General features: G+C 67.6%; 18 protein-coding genes. 7 read left to right on the top strand and 11 right to left on the bottom strand.

Features of this window, described 5'->3' with window-relative positions; all coding sequences use genetic code 11:
- Window positions 1-12: 12 nt before the first annotated feature.
- Together A3A5_RS0125465 and recJ are read left to right on the top strand one after the other, a co-directional pair.
- Window positions 13-1,122 carry a hypothetical protein gene (locus A3A5_RS0125465; protein WP_018313305.1) on the top strand — a complete coding sequence of 370 codons (1,110 nt, stop codon included), beginning with the start codon at window positions 13-15 and terminating at the stop codon, window positions 1,120-1,122.
- Between the two features lie 51 nt (window positions 1,123-1,173).
- Window positions 1,174-2,871, top strand: a complete 1,698-nt coding sequence (recJ, locus tag A3A5_RS0125460) for a single-stranded-DNA-specific exonuclease RecJ (RefSeq protein WP_018313304.1) — start codon at window positions 1,174-1,176, stop codon at window positions 2,869-2,871.
- Between the two features lie 26 nt (window positions 2,872-2,897).
- Here recJ and A3A5_RS0125455 read toward each other — a convergent pair whose 3' ends face one another.
- Window positions 2,898-3,608, bottom strand: a complete 711-nt coding sequence (locus A3A5_RS0125455; RefSeq protein ID WP_018313303.1) for a peptidoglycan DD-metalloendopeptidase family protein — start codon at window positions 3,606-3,608, stop codon at window positions 2,898-2,900.
- Between the two features lie 192 nt (window positions 3,609-3,800).
- Here A3A5_RS0125455 and prfB point away from each other — a divergent pair.
- The 5 genes from prfB (at window position 3,801) to A3A5_RS0125430 (ending at window position 9,673) form a co-directional block, all read left to right on the top strand.
- A protein-coding gene (gene prfB, locus A3A5_RS0125450) for a peptide chain release factor 2 (protein WP_099045607.1) occupies window positions 3,801-4,905 on the top strand; the annotation gives its coding sequence in 2 pieces (ribosomal slippage) (window positions 3,801-3,881 and window positions 3,883-4,905; 1,104 coding nt in all).
- A 131-nt stretch (window positions 4,906-5,036) separates the two neighbouring features.
- Window positions 5,037-5,795 carry an SDR family oxidoreductase gene (locus A3A5_RS0125445; protein WP_018313301.1) on the top strand — a complete coding sequence of 253 codons (759 nt, stop codon included), beginning with the start codon at window positions 5,037-5,039 and terminating at the stop codon, window positions 5,793-5,795.
- Between the two features lie 61 nt (window positions 5,796-5,856).
- Window positions 5,857-7,401, top strand: a complete 1,545-nt coding sequence (gene lysS, locus A3A5_RS0125440; protein WP_026201116.1) for a lysine--tRNA ligase — start codon at window positions 5,857-5,859, stop codon at window positions 7,399-7,401.
- A gap of 372 nt (window positions 7,402-7,773) precedes the next feature.
- Window positions 7,774-8,532 carry a glycine zipper 2TM domain-containing protein gene (locus tag A3A5_RS0125435; RefSeq protein ID WP_018313299.1) on the top strand — a complete coding sequence of 253 codons (759 nt, stop codon included), beginning with the start codon at window positions 7,774-7,776 and terminating at the stop codon, window positions 8,530-8,532.
- A gap of 121 nt (window positions 8,533-8,653) precedes the next feature.
- A complete protein-coding gene (locus tag A3A5_RS0125430; RefSeq protein ID WP_035813659.1) occupies window positions 8,654-9,673 on the top strand; it encodes a hypothetical protein in 1,020 nt (339 codons plus the stop codon).
- 44 nt (window positions 9,674-9,717) lie between these two features.
- On the opposite strand, the gene iscX is transcribed toward A3A5_RS0125430, so the two are convergent.
- From iscX to A3A5_RS0125380, 10 genes are all read right to left on the bottom strand, one after another.
- Complete coding sequence (gene iscX / locus A3A5_RS0125425; RefSeq protein ID WP_018313297.1) at window positions 9,718-9,912, bottom strand: Fe-S cluster assembly protein IscX; 195 nt, start codon at window positions 9,910-9,912, stop codon at window positions 9,718-9,720.
- A 35-nt stretch (window positions 9,913-9,947) separates the two neighbouring features.
- Window positions 9,948-10,286, bottom strand: a complete 339-nt coding sequence (gene fdx, locus A3A5_RS0125420) for an ISC system 2Fe-2S type ferredoxin (RefSeq protein ID WP_026201114.1) — start codon at window positions 10,284-10,286, stop codon at window positions 9,948-9,950.
- 40 nt (window positions 10,287-10,326) lie between these two features.
- Entirely contained in the window at window positions 10,327-12,192 is a 1,866-nt protein-coding gene (gene hscA, locus A3A5_RS0125415; RefSeq protein ID WP_018313295.1) for a Fe-S protein assembly chaperone HscA, read from the bottom strand.
- A 107-nt stretch (window positions 12,193-12,299) separates the two neighbouring features.
- Window positions 12,300-12,818, bottom strand: a complete 519-nt coding sequence (gene hscB / locus A3A5_RS0125410; RefSeq protein ID WP_018313294.1) for a Fe-S protein assembly co-chaperone HscB — start codon at window positions 12,816-12,818, stop codon at window positions 12,300-12,302.
- Between the two features lie 65 nt (window positions 12,819-12,883).
- Window positions 12,884-13,105 (bottom strand): DUF3565 domain-containing protein, encoded by a 222-nt coding sequence (locus A3A5_RS0125405; protein ID WP_018313293.1) that lies wholly within the window; start codon window positions 13,103-13,105, stop codon window positions 12,884-12,886.
- A 25-nt stretch (window positions 13,106-13,130) separates the two neighbouring features.
- Window positions 13,131-13,451, bottom strand: a complete 321-nt coding sequence (iscA, locus tag A3A5_RS0125400) for an iron-sulfur cluster assembly protein IscA (protein WP_010809024.1) — start codon at window positions 13,449-13,451, stop codon at window positions 13,131-13,133.
- 43 nt (window positions 13,452-13,494) lie between these two features.
- Window positions 13,495-13,893 carry a Fe-S cluster assembly scaffold IscU gene (iscU, locus tag A3A5_RS0125395; RefSeq protein ID WP_010809025.1) on the bottom strand — a complete coding sequence of 133 codons (399 nt, stop codon included), beginning with the start codon at window positions 13,891-13,893 and terminating at the stop codon, window positions 13,495-13,497.
- A gap of 67 nt (window positions 13,894-13,960) precedes the next feature.
- Window positions 13,961-15,184: an IscS subfamily cysteine desulfurase gene (locus A3A5_RS0125390; RefSeq protein ID WP_304412948.1), complete on the bottom strand. Its 1,224-nt coding sequence runs from the start codon at window positions 15,182-15,184 to the stop codon at window positions 13,961-13,963.
- A gap of 55 nt (window positions 15,185-15,239) precedes the next feature.
- Window positions 15,240-15,794, bottom strand: a complete 555-nt coding sequence (gene iscR, locus A3A5_RS0125385; protein WP_026201112.1) for a Fe-S cluster assembly transcriptional regulator IscR — start codon at window positions 15,792-15,794, stop codon at window positions 15,240-15,242.
- Between the two features lie 107 nt (window positions 15,795-15,901).
- Window positions 15,902-17,998 (bottom strand): site-specific recombinase, encoded by a 2,097-nt coding sequence (locus A3A5_RS0125380; RefSeq protein ID WP_018313290.1) that lies wholly within the window; start codon window positions 17,996-17,998, stop codon window positions 15,902-15,904.
- Between the last annotated feature and the right edge of the window lie 60 nt (window positions 17,999-18,058).

The raw sequence follows: 18,058 nt of genomic DNA, 5'->3' as shown, positions 1-18,058 counted from the left end.
AATCTCGCCACCATGATGACGCACCTGACCCTGATTGTGCCCTTTTCCGTCCCGCCAGGCGCCGGCGACGACGGCCGGGACGATGTCGTTCCCGGCGCGCTGCTGCGGCAATTGGAGCTGCCCGCGCTCGGAAAGTTGCTGACCCGGGCCGCGCCCGGCCCGCGCGAGCGGCACGACGACCCCTTCCTGCGCAGCCTGCCGCAGGAGCGCTGGCTGGCCGGCAAGGCGGGGCTGGACCCGATCCGGGTGCCGCTGGCGCCCTATATGCGGCTGGCCGACCATGGCGGCACCGTCCCCGCCACCTCCGACGGCCAGTCCTGGACCTGCCTGCAGCCGGTGCACATCCACGCCGCGCGCGATCACCTGGTGCTGATGCCGCCCGCCCAGCTGGGCATCCGGCAGCAGGAAGCCACGGCCCTGCGCGCCGCCATTGACGAGCTGCTGCTGGAATCCGGCATCGCGCTGGAATCGCCGTGCCCGCAGCGCTGGTACCTGCCCGAGGCCGCATTCGGCCCGCTGGAGGCGACCACGCCGCTGCGCGCGGCGGGCCGCAATATCGATATCTGGATGCAGGCCGGCGCGCGCGCGCGCGACTGGCGCCGCCTGCAGAACGAGATCCAGATGACCTGGTATGACCACCGCGTCAACCAGGCGCGCGAGGCCGCCGGCGAGGCGCCGGTCAATTCGGTCTGGCTGTACGGCGGCGGCGCGCTGCAGCCGGTGCCGCGGCTGGCCGATACGGTGCTTAGCAACGATCCCTTCCTGAGCGGGCTGGCGCTGGCCGGCGGCAGCCGCGTGCTGCCGGTGCCGGCCGGCCTGGCTGGCGCCACCGGGGTGGAGGGCACGGTGCTGGCCATGCTCGACAGCGCCACCGAAGCGCATATCGCCGAAGACTGGGGCCTGTGGCTGGACCGCATGCATGGGCTGGATGCCGACTGGTTCGCGCCGGCGCTGGAAGCGCTGGTGGCCGGCCAGGTCGGCGCCATCACGCTGGTGCTGGGCGGAGAGAACCACTTTGCCGAGTTCACCGTGCGCCGCGCCGACCTGCGCAAGTTCTGGCGCGGCATGGGCCCGCGCGGCGACTGGCGCGCGCTGCTTTCCGACCTCGCCTATGCCGCATGAAGCCGCCTGACACGCGCCGCCCCTACCGAAACATCACCTGCCGCCCCGCCCATGACCCGGATCGCCGTCCGCCAATTTTCCCCCGAACACGCCAGCTCGCTGGCCGCCGCCGGCCTGCACCCCACGCTGGCCCGCATCCTGGCCGCGCGCGGCGTGGCCCGCGCCGCCGAACTGGCCACCGACCTGCCCGAACTGGTGCCGCCCGCGGCCATGAAGGGCATCGGCCACGCCGCGGCCTATCTGGCCGACGCCATCGCCGCCGGCAAGCGCCTGCTGATCGTGGCCGACTATGACTGCGACGGCGCCACCGCCTGCGCGGTGGGCGTGCGCGGGCTGCGCATGCTGGGCGCGCGGGTGGAGTACATCGTGCCGAACCGCTTCGAGTACGGCTACGGCCTGACCCCGGAGATCGTAGCGCTGGCGGCCAGGCAGAAGCCGGATGTGATCGTCACGGTCGACAACGGCATCGCTAGCGTCGACGGCGTGGCCGCGGCCAATGCGCTGGGCATCGACGTGGTGGTGACCGACCACCACCTGCCGGGCTCGGAGCTGCCGCAGGCCGCGGTGATCGTCAACCCGAACCAGCCGGGCTGCGAATTCCCCAGCAAGAACCTGGCGGGCGTGGGCGTGATGTTCTACGTGCTGCTGGCGCTACGCGCCGAGCTGCGCCAGCGGGGGGTCTACACGCAGGCCACCCAGCCGCCGCTGCAGACGCTGCTGGACCTGGTGGCGCTGGGCACGGTGGCCGACGTGGTCAAGCTGGACACCAACAACCGCATCCTGGTGGCGCAGGGCCTGCGCCGCATGCGCGCCGCACGCATGCAGCCGGGCGTGGCGGCGCTGTTCCGTGCCGCCGGGCGCGAGGCGGCGCGCGCCAATACCTTCGACCTGGGCTTCGGGCTGGGTCCGCGCCTGAACGCCGCCGGCCGGCTCGCGGACATGTCGCTGGGCATTGAATGCCTGCTGACCGAAGATGCCAACCGCGCCTGGGAGATCGCGCAGGAGCTGGACAGCATGAACCGCGAGCGGCGCGACATCGAGGCCGGCATGCAGCAGGAGGCGCTGCAGATCCTGGAGCAGCCGCTGGCCGGCCCCGACCCGTCGGCGCGCTTTACCGTCAGCGTGTTCAACGACACCTGGCACCAGGGCGTGATCGGCATCGTGGCGTCGCGGCTCAAGGACAAATTCCACCGCCCCACCATCACCTTCGCCCCCGGCGACGAGACCACCGTCAAGGGCTCGGGCCGGTCGATCCCGGGCTTCCACCTGCGCGATGCGCTGGACCTGGTGTCCAAGCGCCATCCCGGCATGCTGCTCAAGTTCGGCGGCCACGCCATGGCGGCCGGGCTGACCGTGCGCGCCGAGCGCTTTGCCGAGTTCCAGGAAGCCTTTGAGGCGGTCGGCCGCGAATGGCTGACCGATGACCAGCTGGCGCGCGTGATCGAGACCGACGGCGATATCGAGGACCAGTGCTTCAGCCCGGAATTCGTCACCCTGCTGGAGCAGCAGGTATGGGGCCAGGGCTTCCCGGCGCCGACCTTCTGCGGCGAGTTCGACGTGCTGCGCCAGAGCGTGCTCAAGGGCAAGCACCTGAAGCTGCAGCTGGGGCGCGGCAGCCAGCGCTTCGATGCGATCTGGTTCAACCACGCCGACTCGCTCGGCGCCAGCGCGCAGGTGGCCTACCGGCTCGACAACAACACCTTCAATGGCGTCACCCGCGTGCAGCTGGTGATCGAGCACGCGCAGTAGCGTGCTCCGGGGGTTTCCGCCCCCGTTCAGCCCCGGGACGGCAGGTAAGCAGCGGGATCCACTGGCTTGCCGTTGCCGCGCACCTCGAAGTGCAGCTCGCTCGGGCTCGCGCCCATGCGGCCCACGTCCTGGCCTGCCGATACCTGGGCGCCTTCCGCGACCAGCGGCTGGTCCAGGTTGCCATAGACGGTCAGCCAGTCGTCGCTGTGCTTGACGATCACCAGCATGCCGTAGCCGCGCAGGTTGCCGACGTGGATGGCGCGCCCGGCGCCGGCGGCGCGCACCGTGCCGTTGGCCGGCACCGCGATGCTCAGCCCCTTGCTGGCCGGCGGCGAGAAGCCCGCGGTAACGCGCCCGTCGGCCGGCCATTGCAGGCGGATGCTGCTGGCGGGCGGCCGGGCGGCCGTGCCGCTGTCGACGCGCGGGGTATCGGTCACGGCCTGGCCGGCCGAAGCACTGCCTGACGCACCACCCGGCGGCCGCACGCGGACCAGCTGGCCCACCTCGATCTGGCTGGGGCTGGTGATGTCGCTGTTCCAGCGGGTCAGGTCGCGTACGCTGCGGCGGTGCTTGCGCGCGATCGAATACAGCGTGTCGCCGCGCTCGACGCGGTAGTAGCCGTCCGGCACGGGCCCGCCCGTGGTGCCGCAGCCGGCCGTGACCACGGCCGCGGCGGCCAGCAGCAGGCCCAGCGCGCGGCGCCGGCCTGGCTCGATGTCATGTCTGGTTTGCGTCATTCGTCCCTGTTCTTTGTCTTGCCGGGGAGCGGCTTGCGACCCGTATTATCGCCGCGTGCGTCGCCCGGCCCCGGCGGATAGACCGCGCGGCGGCCAATCCGTTCGGTCCGCGGCCCGCCCGAGGCGATCCGCAAGCCCCGGGTTGCGGCGCTGATCCGCTATAATTCGAGGTTTTCGAAGCGCAGGAACATCATGGAAGCAGAACGCCTCAACGCCATCTCCGGTGCCATCTCCGATCTCCGTTCCCGGACGGAAGATCTACGGGGGTATCTTTGACTACGATGTCAAAGTAGGAAGGCTGGACGAAGTCAACGGTTTGCTGGAAGACCCCGACGTCTGGAACAACCCCAAGCGGGCCCAGGACCTCGGCAAGGAAAAAAAGGCAATCGAGGGCGTGGTAAGTGTGCTCAGCAAGCTCACCGACGACCTCAGCGGTGCCGAAGAGCTGTTTGAACTCGCCAGGGAAGAAGGCGACGACGACACGCTCGAAGCGATCGAGGCCGACGTCAAGGGCTTCGAGGAGATCGTCGCGGGCATGGAATTCCGCCGCATGTTCTCGGGCGAGATGGACCAGGCCAACGCCTTTATCGACATCCAGGCCGGCGCCGGCGGCACCGAAGCGTGCGACTGGGCCTCGATGCTGCTGCGCCAGTACCTGAAGTACTGCGAGCGCAAGGGCTTCAAGGCCGAGGTGCTGGAAGAGTCCGAGGGCGACGTGGCCGGCATCAAGAGCGCGACCATCAAGATCGAGGGCGAATACGCCTTTGGCTACCTGCGTACCGAAACCGGCGTGCACCGCCTGGTGCGCAAGTCGCCGTTCGATTCGTCGGGCGGGCGCCATACCTCGTTCTCGTCGGTGTTCGTCTACCCCGAGGTGGATGACTCGTTCGAGGTCGAGGTCAACCCGGCGGACCTGCGCGTGGACACCTACCGCGCTTCGGGCGCGGGCGGCCAGCACATCAACAAGACCGATTCGGCCGTGCGGATCACGCACATCCCGACCGGTATCGTGGTGCAGTGCCAGAACGACCGCTCGCAGCACCGCAACCGTGCCGAAGCCATGTCGATGCTGAAATCGCGCCTGTATGAGCACGAGATGCGCAAGCGCCAGGCCGAGGCCGACAAGCTCGAGGCCGGCAAGACCGATGTGGGCTGGGGCCACCAGATCCGCTCCTACGTGCTGGACCAGAGCCGCATCAAGGACCTGCGCACCAACGTGGAAATGTCCAACACCCAGAAGGTGCTGGACGGCGACCTGGACCCGTTCATCGAGGCCAGCCTCAAGCAGGGACTGTAAGGCCATAACCGTTGTCCGCGCCGCCCGCCCTGCCGGCGCGGACGGCGGCGGCACAGCAATCCGTCCACCGCTGTACCGCCGCCCGCGCCACACCGGCACGGCGGCAGGGCGACATCTCCGACCGGGGCACCATGAGCGAAGCCAATCACCTCTACATCATCACCGGCGCCTCGCGCGGGCTGGGCGCGGCACTGACCAATGCCCTGCTCGTGCCGGGCAACCGCCTGATCTGCGTGGCGCGCAGCCGCAACAGCGAGCTGGAGCGCATCGCCACGCTGAGCGGCGTGCCGGTGGCCTGGCACCTGCAGGACCTGTCGCAGGCCGGCCCCGCCGCCAGCTGGCTCGGCAGCGTGCTCGATACGCTCGACATCCCGCCAACCAGCGCCACGCTGATCCTGAACGCGGGCGTGGTCGAGCCGATCGGCCCGATCGCGCGCCTGCAGGAAAAGACGCTGGTGCCGCACCTGCTGACCAACCTGGCGGCGCCGATGACGATGACCGCTGCGTTCCTGGAGCGCACCGAGAAGTTCGGCTGCCCGCGCAAGGTGCTGGCGATCTCCTCCGGCGCGGCGCGCCGCCCGATCGAAGGCTGGAGCGCGTACTGCGCCGGCAAGGCCGGGCTGGACATGTTCATGCGCTCGGTCAACGCCGAGTACGCCCAGGCCGAAGCCCCGCGCACCGTGCGCGCAGTGGCGCTGGCCCCGGGTGTGATCGACACCGGCATGCAGGCCACCATCCGCAATGCCGACTTCGCCCAGGTGCAGCGCTTCCGCGAGCTGAAAGCCAATGAACAGCTGGCGTCGGCCGAGGAAACCGCCGGCCGCATCGTCGCCTACCTGCACCGCCCGGATTTCGGCAGCACCGAGCTGGACGATCTCCGCAACTATTAAGCCGCACCCATCAAGCCATCTGAATCCGCGCGGCATGCCCCGCGCGATCCGACAAGACATCATGACTGAACCGAACCGCGCCCAGGCCAAGCCAGCCGCCGCAGACACCCCTCCCGTCGACGAGAACAAGATCATCGCGGAGCGGCGCGAGAAACTGGCCGCGCTGCGCCAGCAAGGCGTGCCCTTCCCCAACGATTTCCGTCCCTCCCACCAGGCCGCCGCGCTGCAGGCGCAGTACGCCGAGACCGAGCAGGCCACGCTCGAGGCCGCGCCGGTCGAGGTCGCCATCGCCGGGCGCATGATGCTCAAGCGCGTGATGGGCAAGGCCAGCTTTGCCACGGTGCAGGACGGCAGCGGCCAGATCCAGTTCTATATCACCCGCGACAAGGTCGGCGAAGAGGTCTACGCGGCCTTCAAGCACTGGGACCTGGGCGACATCATCAGCGCCCGCGGCGAGCTGTTCCGCACCAACAAGGGCGAGCTGTCGGTGCAGGTGCGCGAGCTGCGCCTGCTGTCCAAGTCGCTGCGCCCGCTGCCGGACAAGTTCCACGGCCTGGCCGACCAGGAAATGAAGTACCGCCAGCGCTATGTCGACCTGATCGTGTCGCCGGAAACGCGCAACACCTTCCGCGCCCGCACCAACGCGATCTCGTCGTTGCGCCGCCATATGGCCGATGCCGACTTCATGGAAGTGGAAACGCCGATGCTGCACCCGATCCCGGGCGGCGCCGCGGCCAAGCCCTTCATCACGCACCACAATGCGCTCGACATGCAGATGTTCCTGCGCATCGCGCCTGAGCTGTACCTGAAGCGCCTGATCGTGGGCGGCTTCGAGCGCGTGTTCGAGATCAACCGCAACTTCCGCAACGAGGGGGTGAGCCCGCGCCACAACCCCGAGTTCACCATGATGGAGTTCTACGCGGCCTATACGGACTACCGCTGGCTGATGGACTTCACCGAGGACCTGATCCGCAAGGCCGCGATCGATGCGCGCGGCAGCGCCGTGCTGACATACCAGGACCGCGAGCTGGACCTGTCGAAGCCGTTCCATCGGCTGACGATCTGCCAGGCGATCCAGAAGTTCGCGCCGCAGTACACCGATGCGCAACTGGCCGATGCCGACTTCCTGCGCACCGAGCTGAAGAAGTTCGGCGTCAACACCAACGCGCCGCAGTTCCTCAACGCCGGCCTGGGCACGCTGCAACTGGTGCTGTTCGAAGAAACCGCGGAAAGCCAGCTGTGGGAGCCGACCTTTATCGTCGACTACCCGGTCGAGGTCTCGCCGCTGGCACGCGCCTCGGACACGGTGCCGGGCATCACCGAGCGCTTCGAGCTGTTCATCACCGGCCGCGAGATCGCCAACGGCTTCTCGGAGCTGAACGATGCCGAAGACCAGGCCGACCGCTTCCGCAAGCAGGTCGAGCAGAAGGATGCGGGCGATGAAGAAGCCATGTACTTCGACGCCGACTACATCCGCGCGCTGGAGTACGGCATGCCGCCGACGGGCGGCTGCGGCATCGGCATCGACCGGCTGGTGATGCTGCTGACGGACAGCCCGAATATCCGCGACGTCATCCTGTTCCCGCACCTGCGCCGGGAAGACTGAGCCGACGGCACGGCAAACCGACAGCCTGATCAACGCCGTCGGTTTGCTCCCCTCTCCCGCGTGCGGGAGGGGGCCGGGGGGAGGGCAGGCGCGGGCATACCACCGGCCTGACTTCGTGGATCAGCGCGGCCCTCACCCCAACCCTCTCCCGCAAGCGGGAGAGGGAGCCCGTCAGCGGTGGATCCAATCACTCGACCCTGGCCGGCATCTGTTACAGCACCCTCTCCTGATCGCCTCCCCCTACTCCCAACCCTTTGATAAAAAAGGCTTTTCCGGCCTACATATATTTACAAAAACAAACGGAAAATCCCACCCGCTTCGGCCACACTGGTTCCATCCCATCGCGGCGCCCGCCGCACCGGAGCCACAACAATGCAGAGCCCAGCCACTTCGCACGACCAAACCCCCGCCCCGCTGCCGCCGCAGCGCCGCCTGCATCCGTTGATCGGCGCGGCTGCCATAGCCGTGGTCATTGCCAGCCTGACCGCCGTAGCCGCCGTCACGGGCGTCTTGCCGATCAGCAAGGCCACCCACCCTGACCTGCAGGCCCAGCAAAGCCAGCAAGCTCCGCAAGGACCGCTGCCCGTCACTGCACCAACCGCGCCGCCGCCGGGCAGCACCACGCACCCGCCGGTCTATGACGACGGCCAGTCGGCGCAGGCGCGGCAAAACACCACGCAACCGGCGCAAGCCGCACCGCGTACGGCACCCACACGCCAGGCCGCCCAGCGCGACCGCGAGCCCCGCGCCAGCCAGCGCGCCGATACCGACACCGAGCGCCAGGCCGCCAAGGGCAGCCCCTACGCCGGCCGTATCGTCTCCGTGACGCCGATCCAGACCCAGAAGCCCAACACCAGCGGCCTGGGCGCGCTCGGCGGCGCCGTGGTGGGCGGCCTGCTGGGCAACCAGGTCGGCAAGGGCAACGGCCGCATCGTCGGCACCGTGGTGGGTGCCGTGGGCGGCGGCGTAGCCGGCAACCAGATCGAGAAGGCCGTCAGCAAGGACACGCACTACGAAGTGCGCGTGCGCATGGACGACGGCAGCCACCGCAGCTTTACCTACGAGCAGAACCCCGGTGTGCAGGTGGGGCAGCGCGTGCATATGGAGAATGGCGCGCTGGTCACGGGATGACCGGCCACGTCACGCACCGGCACGCCTAATGTGCCGTTACAACAAGGCCGGCTTGTCGCCGGCCTTTCTCATGGCTGCTTTGCTATGATCCTTGTGCGCCCCATGGACCGGAGTCCATACCATGCAACCCGCCCTCCGCAGTATCCGCAGGATCTGGCAACGGCTTCTCCCACTGGCCGGCGGATTGCTGCTGGCGTTGCAGCCCCTCGCGGCGCACGGGCAGGAATTGCTTCTGCTCGGCGGCCTGCAGTCGACGGAATCCCCCGGCGAGCGCAGCTACGGCTACGCCTACTCTTACCAGCACAACCTCGGCGAGAACTGGTACGCGACCTTCACCTACCTGAATGAAGGCCATGTCACCAACCATCACCGCGACGGCCACAGCGTCCAGCTGTGGTGGCGCTACCTGGCCCTGGACCGCAGTCTGACGCTGGCCGTCGGCGCCGGTCCTTACCGCTATTTCGATACCACCGACCAGCGCTCGGACGGCACCTACGACAACCAGCACGGCTGGGGTGCGTTGCTGAGCGCCGCGGCAACCTGGTACGTGAACGGCGGTCCCTGGATGTTGCAGGCGCGCTACAACCGCGCGCAGACGCCTTCGAGCATCAAAACTAACACGCTGCTGCTGGGCGTCGGCTACCAGCTCGATCGCGGTGACCGCGGCGGGCCGGTGGTGCCGCCTCCTGGCCGGGCCGGCAATGTCACGCAAAACGAGCTGACGGTGTTTCTTGGCGAAACCATCGTCAACAGCTTCGATTCACAGACCTCTTTCGCCAAGGCGGTGGAATACCGGCGCGGGCTCTGGCGCTACGTGGACGGCACGGTCAGCTACATCAACGAGGGCGAGAACGCGGCGCTGCGCCGCAACGGCGTGGCCGCGCAGGCGTGGCTCACGCGCGCGTTCTTCCACGACAAGCTGACACTGGGGGTCGGAGTGGGCCCGTACTATGCGGTCGACCTGAGCCAGAAAGGCCTGGGCGCGGCCAGCCCGCCGTCGCGCTGGTCGGGCCTGATGTCGATGTCGGCCAGCTACCGGCTCGGCGACCACTGGCTGACGCGGCTGACATGGAACCGCAGCGTGACCGGTTACGACCGCGATACCGACGTGATCCTGGCGGGCGTCGGCTACCGCTTCTAAGCAAACAGGCCGGCAAAGCCGGCCTGTTTGAGCACTTTCCAGTCTTATTGGGATTCTTCGATCCAGGCGGCCTGGATCGCCTCCAGGATCTTCTCGCCGGAGCGCTCAGGCGCATCGGCGAAACCATCCAGCTCCAGCACCCAGCGCCGCAGGTCGGTGAATCGCACCGACATGGGATCCACATCGGGATACTTGTCGTACAGGGCTGCCGCGATGTCGTAGGTATCGGTCCACTTCATGGTGGTTATTCTCCCGCTGAGGTCCGCCGGGCCGCTCAGTGGCCTTCCTTGGCGTGGTTGATGGTGTACTTGGGGATCTCGATGGTCAGGTCTTCCTCATCGACGATGGCCTGGCACGACAGGCGCGAATTCGGCTCCAGGCCCCAGGCCTTGTCGAGCAGATCTTCTTCCTTCTCCTCGGCCTCGTTGAGCGAATTGAAGCCCTCGCGCACGATCACGTGGCAGGTGGTGCAGGCGCATGATTTCTCGCACGCATGCTCGATCTCGATGCCGTGCAAGAGCAGCGCGTCGCAGACGCTGACGCCTTTCTCGGCTTCGATCACCGTCCCTTCCGGGCAGTATTCAACGTGGGGCAAAACAACGATCTGTGGCATGTGGTGTCCTGATGTCTATATGTCGGTGCGGGCCCGGTGATCAGCCCAGCTCCTGCACCTTGCGCCCGGCCAGCGCGCTCTTGATCGAGCGGTCCATGCGGCGGGCAGCGAATTCGTCGGTACCGTGCGACAGCTTCTCCACCGCGGCGTGGATGGCGTGGTGGTCTTCGCCGGTGGCAATCTCGCGCACCGTGGCGATCAGCGCTTCCACCGCCGTGCGCTCCTCGGTCGACAACAGGTCGCCATCGGTTTCCAGCGCGCGCTGCGTGGCCTCGACCAGCCGGTCGGCTTCCACGCGCTCTTCGGCCAGCGCGCGGCTCTTCATGTCGTGCTCGGCTTCGCGGAAGCTGTCCTGCAGCATGCGCGCGATATCGTCGTCGGCCAGGCCGTACGACGGCTTGACCGTGACCGAGGCCTCCACGCCCGAATGGGTCTCGCGCGCGGTCACCGACAACAGGCCGTCGGCGTCGACCTGGTAGGTCACGCGGATGCGCGCCGCGCCCGCCACCATCGGCGGGATGCCGCGCAGCTCGAAGCGCGCCAGCGAACGGCAGTCGCTGGCCAGTTCGCGCTCGCCCTGCAGCACGTGGATCGCCATCGCGGTCTGGCCGTCCTTGAAGGTGGTGAACTCCTGCGCGCGCGCCACCGGGATGGTGCTGTTGCGCGGGATGATCTTCTCGACCAGGCCGCCCATGGTCTCCACGCCCAGCGACAGCGGGATCACGTCGAGCAGCAGCCAGTCTTCGCCCGGGGCATGGTTGCCGGCCAGCAGGTTGGCCTGCATCGCGGCGCCCAGCGCCACCACGCGGTCAGGGTCCAGGTTGGTCAGCGGGGTCTGGTTGAAGTAGTCGCCCACCGCCTTGCGGATCGACGGCATGCGCGTGGCGCCGCCCACCAGCACCACGCCCTTGACCTCGTCGGGCCCGACGCCCGCGTCGCGCAGCGCCTTGCGAACCGGCGCCAGGGTCTTCTGCACCAGGTGCGCGGTGACCTGGTCGAAAATCTCGACAGTCAGCGTCAGGTGAACAATCTCGCCGGACTCGAGCACGGCGTCGATCACGGTGCTGTCGCTTTCCGACAGCGCTTCCTTGGCCGCGCGCGCGCGCACCATCAGCAGGCGCATGTCCTGCGCCGACAGCGGCTGCAGGCTGGCCTGCTCGACGATCCAGCACAGCAGGCGCTGGTCGAAGTCATCGCCGCCCAGGGCCGAGTCGCCGCCGGTGGCCAGCACCTCGAACACGCCCTGCGTCAGCTTGAGCACCGAGATATCGAAGGTGCCGCCGCCCAGGTCATAGACCGCGTAGATGCCTTCCGAGGCGTTGTCCAGGCCGTAGGCAATGGCCGCGGCGGTAGGCTCGTTGAGCAGGCGCAGCACTTCCAGGCCGGCCAGGCGCGCGGCGTCCTTGGTCGCCTGGCGCTGGGCCTCGTCGAAGTACGCCGGCACCGTGATGACGGCGCCGACCAGGTCGTCGCCCAGCGTGTCTTCAGCACGCTGGCGCAGCGTGGCCAGGATCTCGGCCGATATCTCCACCGGGCTCTTTACGCCGGCGGCGGTCTTGATCTGCAGCATGCCCGGCGCATCGACAAAGTCATACGGGCTGTGCTCGATATTGGCCACGTCGCGCAGGCCGCGGCCCATGAAGCGCTTGACCGAGACGATGGTGTTCTTGGGATCGCGCACCGCTTCTTCCTGGGCCCGGTAGCCGATATGGGCGGTACGGTCCGGCAGATAGCGCACGACCGAGGGCAGCAGCGCGCGGCCGCGCTCATCGCCCAGCACTTCAGGAATGCTGCTGCGCACCGCGGCCACCAGCGAATTGGTGGTGCCGAGGTCGATGCCGACGGCCAGGCGGCGTTGGTGTGGCGCCGGCGACATGCCGGGTTCGGAAATCTGGAGCAGTGCCATGGTATTTCTTTGCTGTCTTGTGCGGCGGGGGAAACCGCCATGCGGGCGGCATGGGGGCGGTTTTCACGCCGGGCGCCATTGTGTCACGGCCCCGGCAAACGTGCCGGTCAGTCTTCCAGCCGGTCGATGGCCTCGCTGGTATCGTGCTCGATCTTCTCGATAAACATCAGTTGCCGCACCGCGCCGCCGGCCGCGTCGTTGTCGCCGGCATCCAGCAGCGCGCCCAGTGCCTCGTGGCGCTCGCGCTTTTCCTGGCGCAGGCTGCGCAGCAAGGCATCGAGCCGGTCGACCGCGCGCTCTTCCACCGCTTCCTGCAGCGCCTCACGCCATTCCATCTGCTGCATCAGGAAGGCCGGCCCCATGGCGGTGTTGTTCTCGGCCTGCACATCGACGCCGCGCAGGCCCAGCAGGTAGATCGCGCGGCGCAACGGCTGGCGCAGCGTGCGATAGGCTTCATTGGCGTGCGCGGCCCATTGCATGGCCACGCGGCGCTCGGCATCGCCCGCCTTGGCAAAGCGGTCCGGGTGTGCCTGCGACTGCACGGTGCGGTACGCCACGTCCAGGGCGGCCTCGTCCACGCCATACTGCGCCGGCAGACCGAACAGCGCAAAAAAATCGTCTTTCAACTGCTTCCCCAAGAAAAAGGAGCGGCCGCGCCGCCCCTTTGTCCATCACCGCTGCCACTGGCCGCTCAGGCGCACTGCTGCGCCCACTCGGCCGGCGGCTCGTTGCGGTCGCACTTCAGGCAGTTCACCCGCACGCCGAGCTTGCCGGCACGGCCCTGCGCGCTCGCCGTCCACGGCCGCGACTGCCAGGGCGGATCGTGCCGCATGTGCTGGCCGTGCCCGCACTCGAGTTCGGCCACCCAGTGGCCTTCCTCGTCCCGGTGGAAACCCACAATGCTGCGCTCCACCGGGGCGTTCGCGCGAGAGCGCGCCTCAGACCGTGAAGGACTCGCCGCAGCCGCACTCGTCCTTGACGTTGGGGTTGTTGAAGCGGAAACCTTCGTTCAACCCTTCACGTGCGTAGTCGAGTTCGGTGCCGTCGATATACGGCAGGCTCTTGGCGTCAACGATCACCTTGATGCCGTGCGATTCGAACACCGCATCTTCCGGCAGCAGCTCGTCCACGTATTCCAGCTTGTAGGCCAGGCCCGAGCAGCCGGTGGTCTTCACGCCCAGGCGCAGGCCCACGCCCTTGCCGCGGCGTTCCAGGTAGCGGGCCACATGCTTGGCCGCCTTCTCGGTCATGGTGATCATCGTTGCGTCTTCCTTCGTCGATGCCGTGGTCAGTGCGACAGAATCAGGCAGCCTTCTGCTCGGCGCCGTGCTTCTTCTTGTAGTCTTCGACGGCGGCCTTGATCGCGTCTTCGGCCAGGATCGAGCAGTGGATCTTCACCGGCGGCAGCGCCAGTTCTTCGGCGATCTGGGTATTCTTGATCTCCAGCGCCTGGTCCACGGTCTTGCCCTTGACCCACTCGGTCACGAGCGAGGACGAGGCAATGGCCGAGCCGCAGCCGTAGGTCTTGAACTTGGCGTCTTCGATCACGCCAGCCTCATTGACCTTGATCTGCAGCTTCATCACGTCGCCGCAAGCCGGCGCACCGACCATGCCGGTGCCGACCGCATCGTCGTTCTTGTCAAACGAACCGACGTTGCGGGGGTTTTCATAGTGATCGAGAACCTTGGTGCTGTATGACATTTTGCTTACCTCTTGCGTATCTTTGCGGGGGTATTGCTTCTAGTTCTGATGATCTGCGGCGGGCGCGTCAGTGCGCGGCCCACTGGATCGAATTCAAATCGACACCGTCCTTGAACATCTCCCACAGCGGCGACAGGTCGCGCAGCTTGCCGATCTTGCTCTTGAGCAGTTCGATGGTGTAGTCGATTTCCTGCTCGGTGGTGAAGCGGCCCACCGTGAAGCGGATCGAGCTGTGGGCCAGTTCGTCGTTGCGGCCCAGCGCGCGCAGCACATACGACGGCTCCAGCGAGGCCGAGGTGCAGGCCGAACCCGACGATACCGCCACGTCCTTGATCGCCATGATCAGCGACTCGCCTTCGACGAAGTTGAAGCTGACGTTCAGGTTGTGCGGCACGCGGTGTTCCAGGTCGCCGTTCAGGTAGACCTCTTCCATGTCCGACAGGCCGTTCCACAGGCGGTCGCGCAGCATGCGGATGCGTTCGTTCTCGGTCGCCATCTCTTCGCGGGCGATGCGGAAGGCTTCGCCCATGCCGACGATCTGGTGCGTGGCCAGCGTGCCCGAGCGCATGCCGCGCTCATGGCCGCCGCCGTGCATCTGCGCCTCGATGCGCACGCGCGGCTTGCGGCGCACGTACAGCGCGCCGATGCCCTTGGGGCCGTAGGTCTTGTGGGCCGAGAACGACATCAGGTCGCACTTCAGCTTGCCCAGGTCGATTGCCACCTTGCCGGTCGCCTGCGCGGCGTCGCAATGGAAGATGATGCCCTTCTCGCGGCAGATCTCGCCGATCTGTTCAACGTCCTGGATCACGCCGATCTCGTTGTTGACCAGCATCACCGAGACCAGGATGGTGTCCGGGCGCAGCGCCTGCTTGAACACTTCCATGTCGAGCAGGCCGTTTTCCTTCACGTCCAGGTAGGTCACTTCAAAGCCCTGGCGCTCCAGCTCGCGCGTGGTGTCGAGCACGGCCTTGTGCTCGGTCTTGAGGGTGATGAGGTGCTTGCCCTTGCCCGAATAGAAGTTCGCGGCACCCTTGATCGCCAGGTTGTTCGATTCGGTCGCGCCCGAGGTCCACACGATCTCGCGTGGGTCGGCGCCGACCAGTGCGGCCACCTGCTCACGCGCTTCTTCCACCGCGCGCTCCGCTTCCCAGCCGTACGCATGGCTGCGCGAGGCGGGGTTGCCGAACTGCTCGCGCAGGTACGGAATCATCTTGTCCGCCACGCGCGGGTCCACCGGCGTGGTGGCCGAGTAATCCATGTAGATGGGGAAATGTGGGGTGCTCATCGTTATGACTGCCTTGTTAGGGACCGCTGATCGCTGTTTTGCTGTCGTTGCCTGGGCGCGCTCAGGACTGCGCCAGGCTGAAAACTGAATTCACCATTCTGGCCCGGACCGGCTTTTCCTGCTTGTCGGCCTTGCCGCGCGCATCGGCCGCGACCGGCTGCGCGGCGTCTTCGCGCATGTCGTGCAGCACGGCAGGCTGGCGCTCGCGCTGCTGGTCCACCAGGTTCTTGAGGGAAACGGAGTCGAGGTACTCGACCATCTTCTGGTTCAGCGTGGCCCACAGTTCGTGGGTCATGCAGCGCCCGGAGCCGTCATCTCCGTTACAATTGCCCTTGCCGCCGCATTGGGTGGCATCCAGGGGCTCGTCCACGGCGATGATGATGTCCGCCACGGTGACGTCTTCGGCCTTGCGCGCCAGACTGTAGCCGCCGCCCGGGCCGCGCACGCTTTCAACGATCTCGTGCCGGCGCAGCTTGCCAAACAACTGCTCCAGGTAGGACAACGAGATCTTCTGCCGCTGGCTGATGCCGGCGAGCGTGACCGGTCCCTGGTCCTGGCGCATGGCCAGGTCGATCATCGCAGTGACCGCGAAGCGGCCTTTGGTGGTCAGTCTCATGGTGCAGGGCTCTGGGGGGTGAAGCTAATACTTGATCGTTTCCGTCAAGTATAAAGGTACCCGACTAATTCAGTCAACTACCCCTGCCGCAGCGCACCACTCCGCCCTCAGGCCTCTCGCCCGCCCGTGGCCGTTTCCCGGCCTGCCGCGCGGGGCGGCATCACCAGCGACAACGGGTGTTTCAGGATGCGCCGCCGCACGGCCGCGCTCACTTCGGCGCGGTCCACGCGGCGCAGGTTACGTGAACGCAACGCCATATTGAACGCCAGCGCAAAGCTCACCGCCACGTTCAGCATCCCCATCAGCGCAATGCCCGCCACCGCCAGCCACAGCGCCGGCATGCGCAGGGCGTCCAGCCCCAGCACGCCGATCGCGGTGCCGACCGAGCCAGTCGACAGCGTCACATGGCGCACTTCCATATGCGGCCCGAAGAAGCTCAGGATTTCCGGCCCCAGGCCCAGCAGCAAGCCCAGCGACACATTGGCGACAATGCCCGACAGGTTGCGTTTCCAGAAATCCGCCAGCCGGGTGGCGCCGCGCGCACCCAGCACGTAGCGCAGGCGCCGGTTGTAGGCCATCACGTCATGCACGCGGTGCAGCGCGAACCAGTTGTCGGCCCAGCCGGCAATCAGGCTGGACAGCCACAGCAGCACGCCGGTGAAGGCGGCGTAGATCGGCGTCGGGCCCAGGATCGAGAACGATTCGATGGTGGCAATCGCCTTGGCGGGCGTGATCAGGTTGGCGCCCAGCAGCTTGTGCGCGAGCCACTGGATGCCCAGTGCCACCGGGAACACCACGGCCAGGTTGCCGACAATTGCCGCCGCGTTGGAGCGGATCATGGCAATGGTGTCGTCGACGAATACCTCGCGCCCTTCCGGCCGCCCCGCCCCGTCCAGCCGGTGCGCCAGCGCCGGCCCGGTCATGGCCGGCTGCTTGGTCGCCAGCGTGAAGTGCGCGAAATGGATGGCCAGGAAGCTGCCGGCATAGTTAAGCGAGGCCAGCAGCCCTTCGGTGAACTTGTCCAGGTGCAAGCCGTAGATCAGGAACTTCAGGTACACCGTGGCCACCGAGACCAGGCCGCCGCCGGCCGCGGCGCGCACCAGCTCGGCGTATTCCCTGCGGTCGCGCGTGATGTAGTGCTCGCCGGTCTCGGCCGAGCGCTCCACCACCTTGCGCGCCAGCTGCGCGAACGAGGTGCCGGCCAGGTGCGAGATGCTGCGCCGGGCCTGGGTCGATCGGATCAGCTCCGCCACCAGGTGCGCATGCATGCCGGGCCGGTGGGGCTCGACCCAGGCCGCCAGCAGCAGCTCGATGCGGCTGAGCTGCACCTTCATGCGCTCGATCTGGAACACCACCTCGATCGATACGCCGTTTTCTTCCAGGTCCTCATACACATGGCGGATCGCGGCATCGCAGCCGTCCAGCAGCGCGCGGAAATAGTTCAGCCGATGGCCGAAGCTGTTGTCGTCATGGCGCAGGCCCTCTTCACGCAAGGCCTGGATGGCGTCGTCCAGGCGGAAGAACGGCGTCTCGTCCACGCGCCCGGCCAGGCGCGAACGGATCGCCTGGCTGAGGCCGGTGGCGCGCACCTGGCTGACCAGCACCGCGATGCTGGTGGCCAGCGTCTGGCCCAGCGCATCGCGATAGTGCGCCATGCCCGCCGCTTCGCCGTCGGCGCTGCCGGCCTGCAGCACACGCGCCAGCCGCGCCAGCAGTTCATCGTCAATGGCCTCGACCCACTCTGCGTCCTCGTCACCGACAAACACCAGCGCAAACAGCCCGGCCATGTCGCTGCGGTTGGGCGGCGGCGGCAGGAAGCGGTTCTGCAGCCGGGCCACCATCTCGCTGACAAAGCCCGGGTGCAGGGCCACGCCGGTATCGCAGAACAGGCCCGTGGGGTCGTTCTCGCGCACCAGGCTGCGCACCGTCAGGGCAAAACGCCCGGCCCAGTCGGGATGCCGCTCCAGCACCTGCAGGAGGTAGCGCAGCCGCACATGCTCGGGGTGGCGGCGGTCCGCACCAGGGTCCTGGCTACCAGCGTCGGCGCCCAGCCCGCCATCGCGGCGGATCCAGAAGCCCAGCTCGATCAGCCAGCCGTTGCGCTCGGCCAGCGGCGCCTCAGGATCGGCCGCCGCCAGGATGGCATCGAGCTGCAGGCTGGCATTGCGCGATTCGCGCCATTTGCGGAACAGTTTGCGAAGCATGGATTCTCGTGAAATCGGGCCGCCGGCCGCGGCGCGCGTGGCGTCGCGGCGCGGGCCGCA

This window comes from Cupriavidus sp. UYPR2.512 (genome assembly GCF_000379565.1).
Taxonomy (GTDB): domain Bacteria; phylum Pseudomonadota; class Gammaproteobacteria; order Burkholderiales; family Burkholderiaceae; genus Cupriavidus.
This window is presented reverse-complemented; position numbering and strand designations above follow the sequence as displayed.

Excerpts from the sequence above, each read along its gene's own strand:
- A3A5_RS0125465 (WP_018313305.1), top strand. The coding sequence starts at position 13 with ATGATGACGCACCTGACCCTGATTGTGCCCTTTTCCGTCCCGCCAGGC.
- recJ (WP_018313304.1), top strand. The coding sequence starts at position 1,174 with ATGACCCGGATCGCCGTCCGCCAATTTTCCCCCGAACACGCCAGCTCG.
- A3A5_RS0125455 (WP_018313303.1), bottom strand. The coding sequence starts at position 3,608 with ATGACGCAAACCAGACATGACATCGAGCCAGGCCGGCGCCGCGCGCTG.
- A3A5_RS0125445 (WP_018313301.1), top strand. The coding sequence starts at position 5,037 with ATGAGCGAAGCCAATCACCTCTACATCATCACCGGCGCCTCGCGCGGG.
- lysS (WP_026201116.1), top strand. The coding sequence starts at position 5,857 with ATGACTGAACCGAACCGCGCCCAGGCCAAGCCAGCCGCCGCAGACACC.
- A3A5_RS0125435 (WP_018313299.1), top strand. The coding sequence starts at position 7,774 with ATGCAGAGCCCAGCCACTTCGCACGACCAAACCCCCGCCCCGCTGCCG.
- A3A5_RS0125430 (WP_035813659.1), top strand. The coding sequence starts at position 8,654 with ATGCAACCCGCCCTCCGCAGTATCCGCAGGATCTGGCAACGGCTTCTC.
- iscX (WP_018313297.1), bottom strand. The coding sequence starts at position 9,912 with ATGAAGTGGACCGATACCTACGACATCGCGGCAGCCCTGTACGACAAG.
- fdx (WP_026201114.1), bottom strand. The coding sequence starts at position 10,286 with ATGCCACAGATCGTTGTTTTGCCCCACGTTGAATACTGCCCGGAAGGG.
- hscA (WP_018313295.1), bottom strand. The coding sequence starts at position 12,192 with ATGGCACTGCTCCAGATTTCCGAACCCGGCATGTCGCCGGCGCCACAC.
- iscA (WP_010809024.1), bottom strand. The coding sequence starts at position 13,451 with ATGATCACCATGACCGAGAAGGCGGCCAAGCATGTGGCCCGCTACCTG.
- iscU (WP_010809025.1), bottom strand. The coding sequence starts at position 13,893 with ATGTCATACAGCACCAAGGTTCTCGATCACTATGAAAACCCCCGCAAC.
- iscR (WP_026201112.1), bottom strand. The coding sequence starts at position 15,794 with ATGAGACTGACCACCAAAGGCCGCTTCGCGGTCACTGCGATGATCGAC.
- A3A5_RS0125380 (WP_018313290.1), bottom strand. The coding sequence starts at position 17,998 with ATGCTTCGCAAACTGTTCCGCAAATGGCGCGAATCGCGCAATGCCAGC.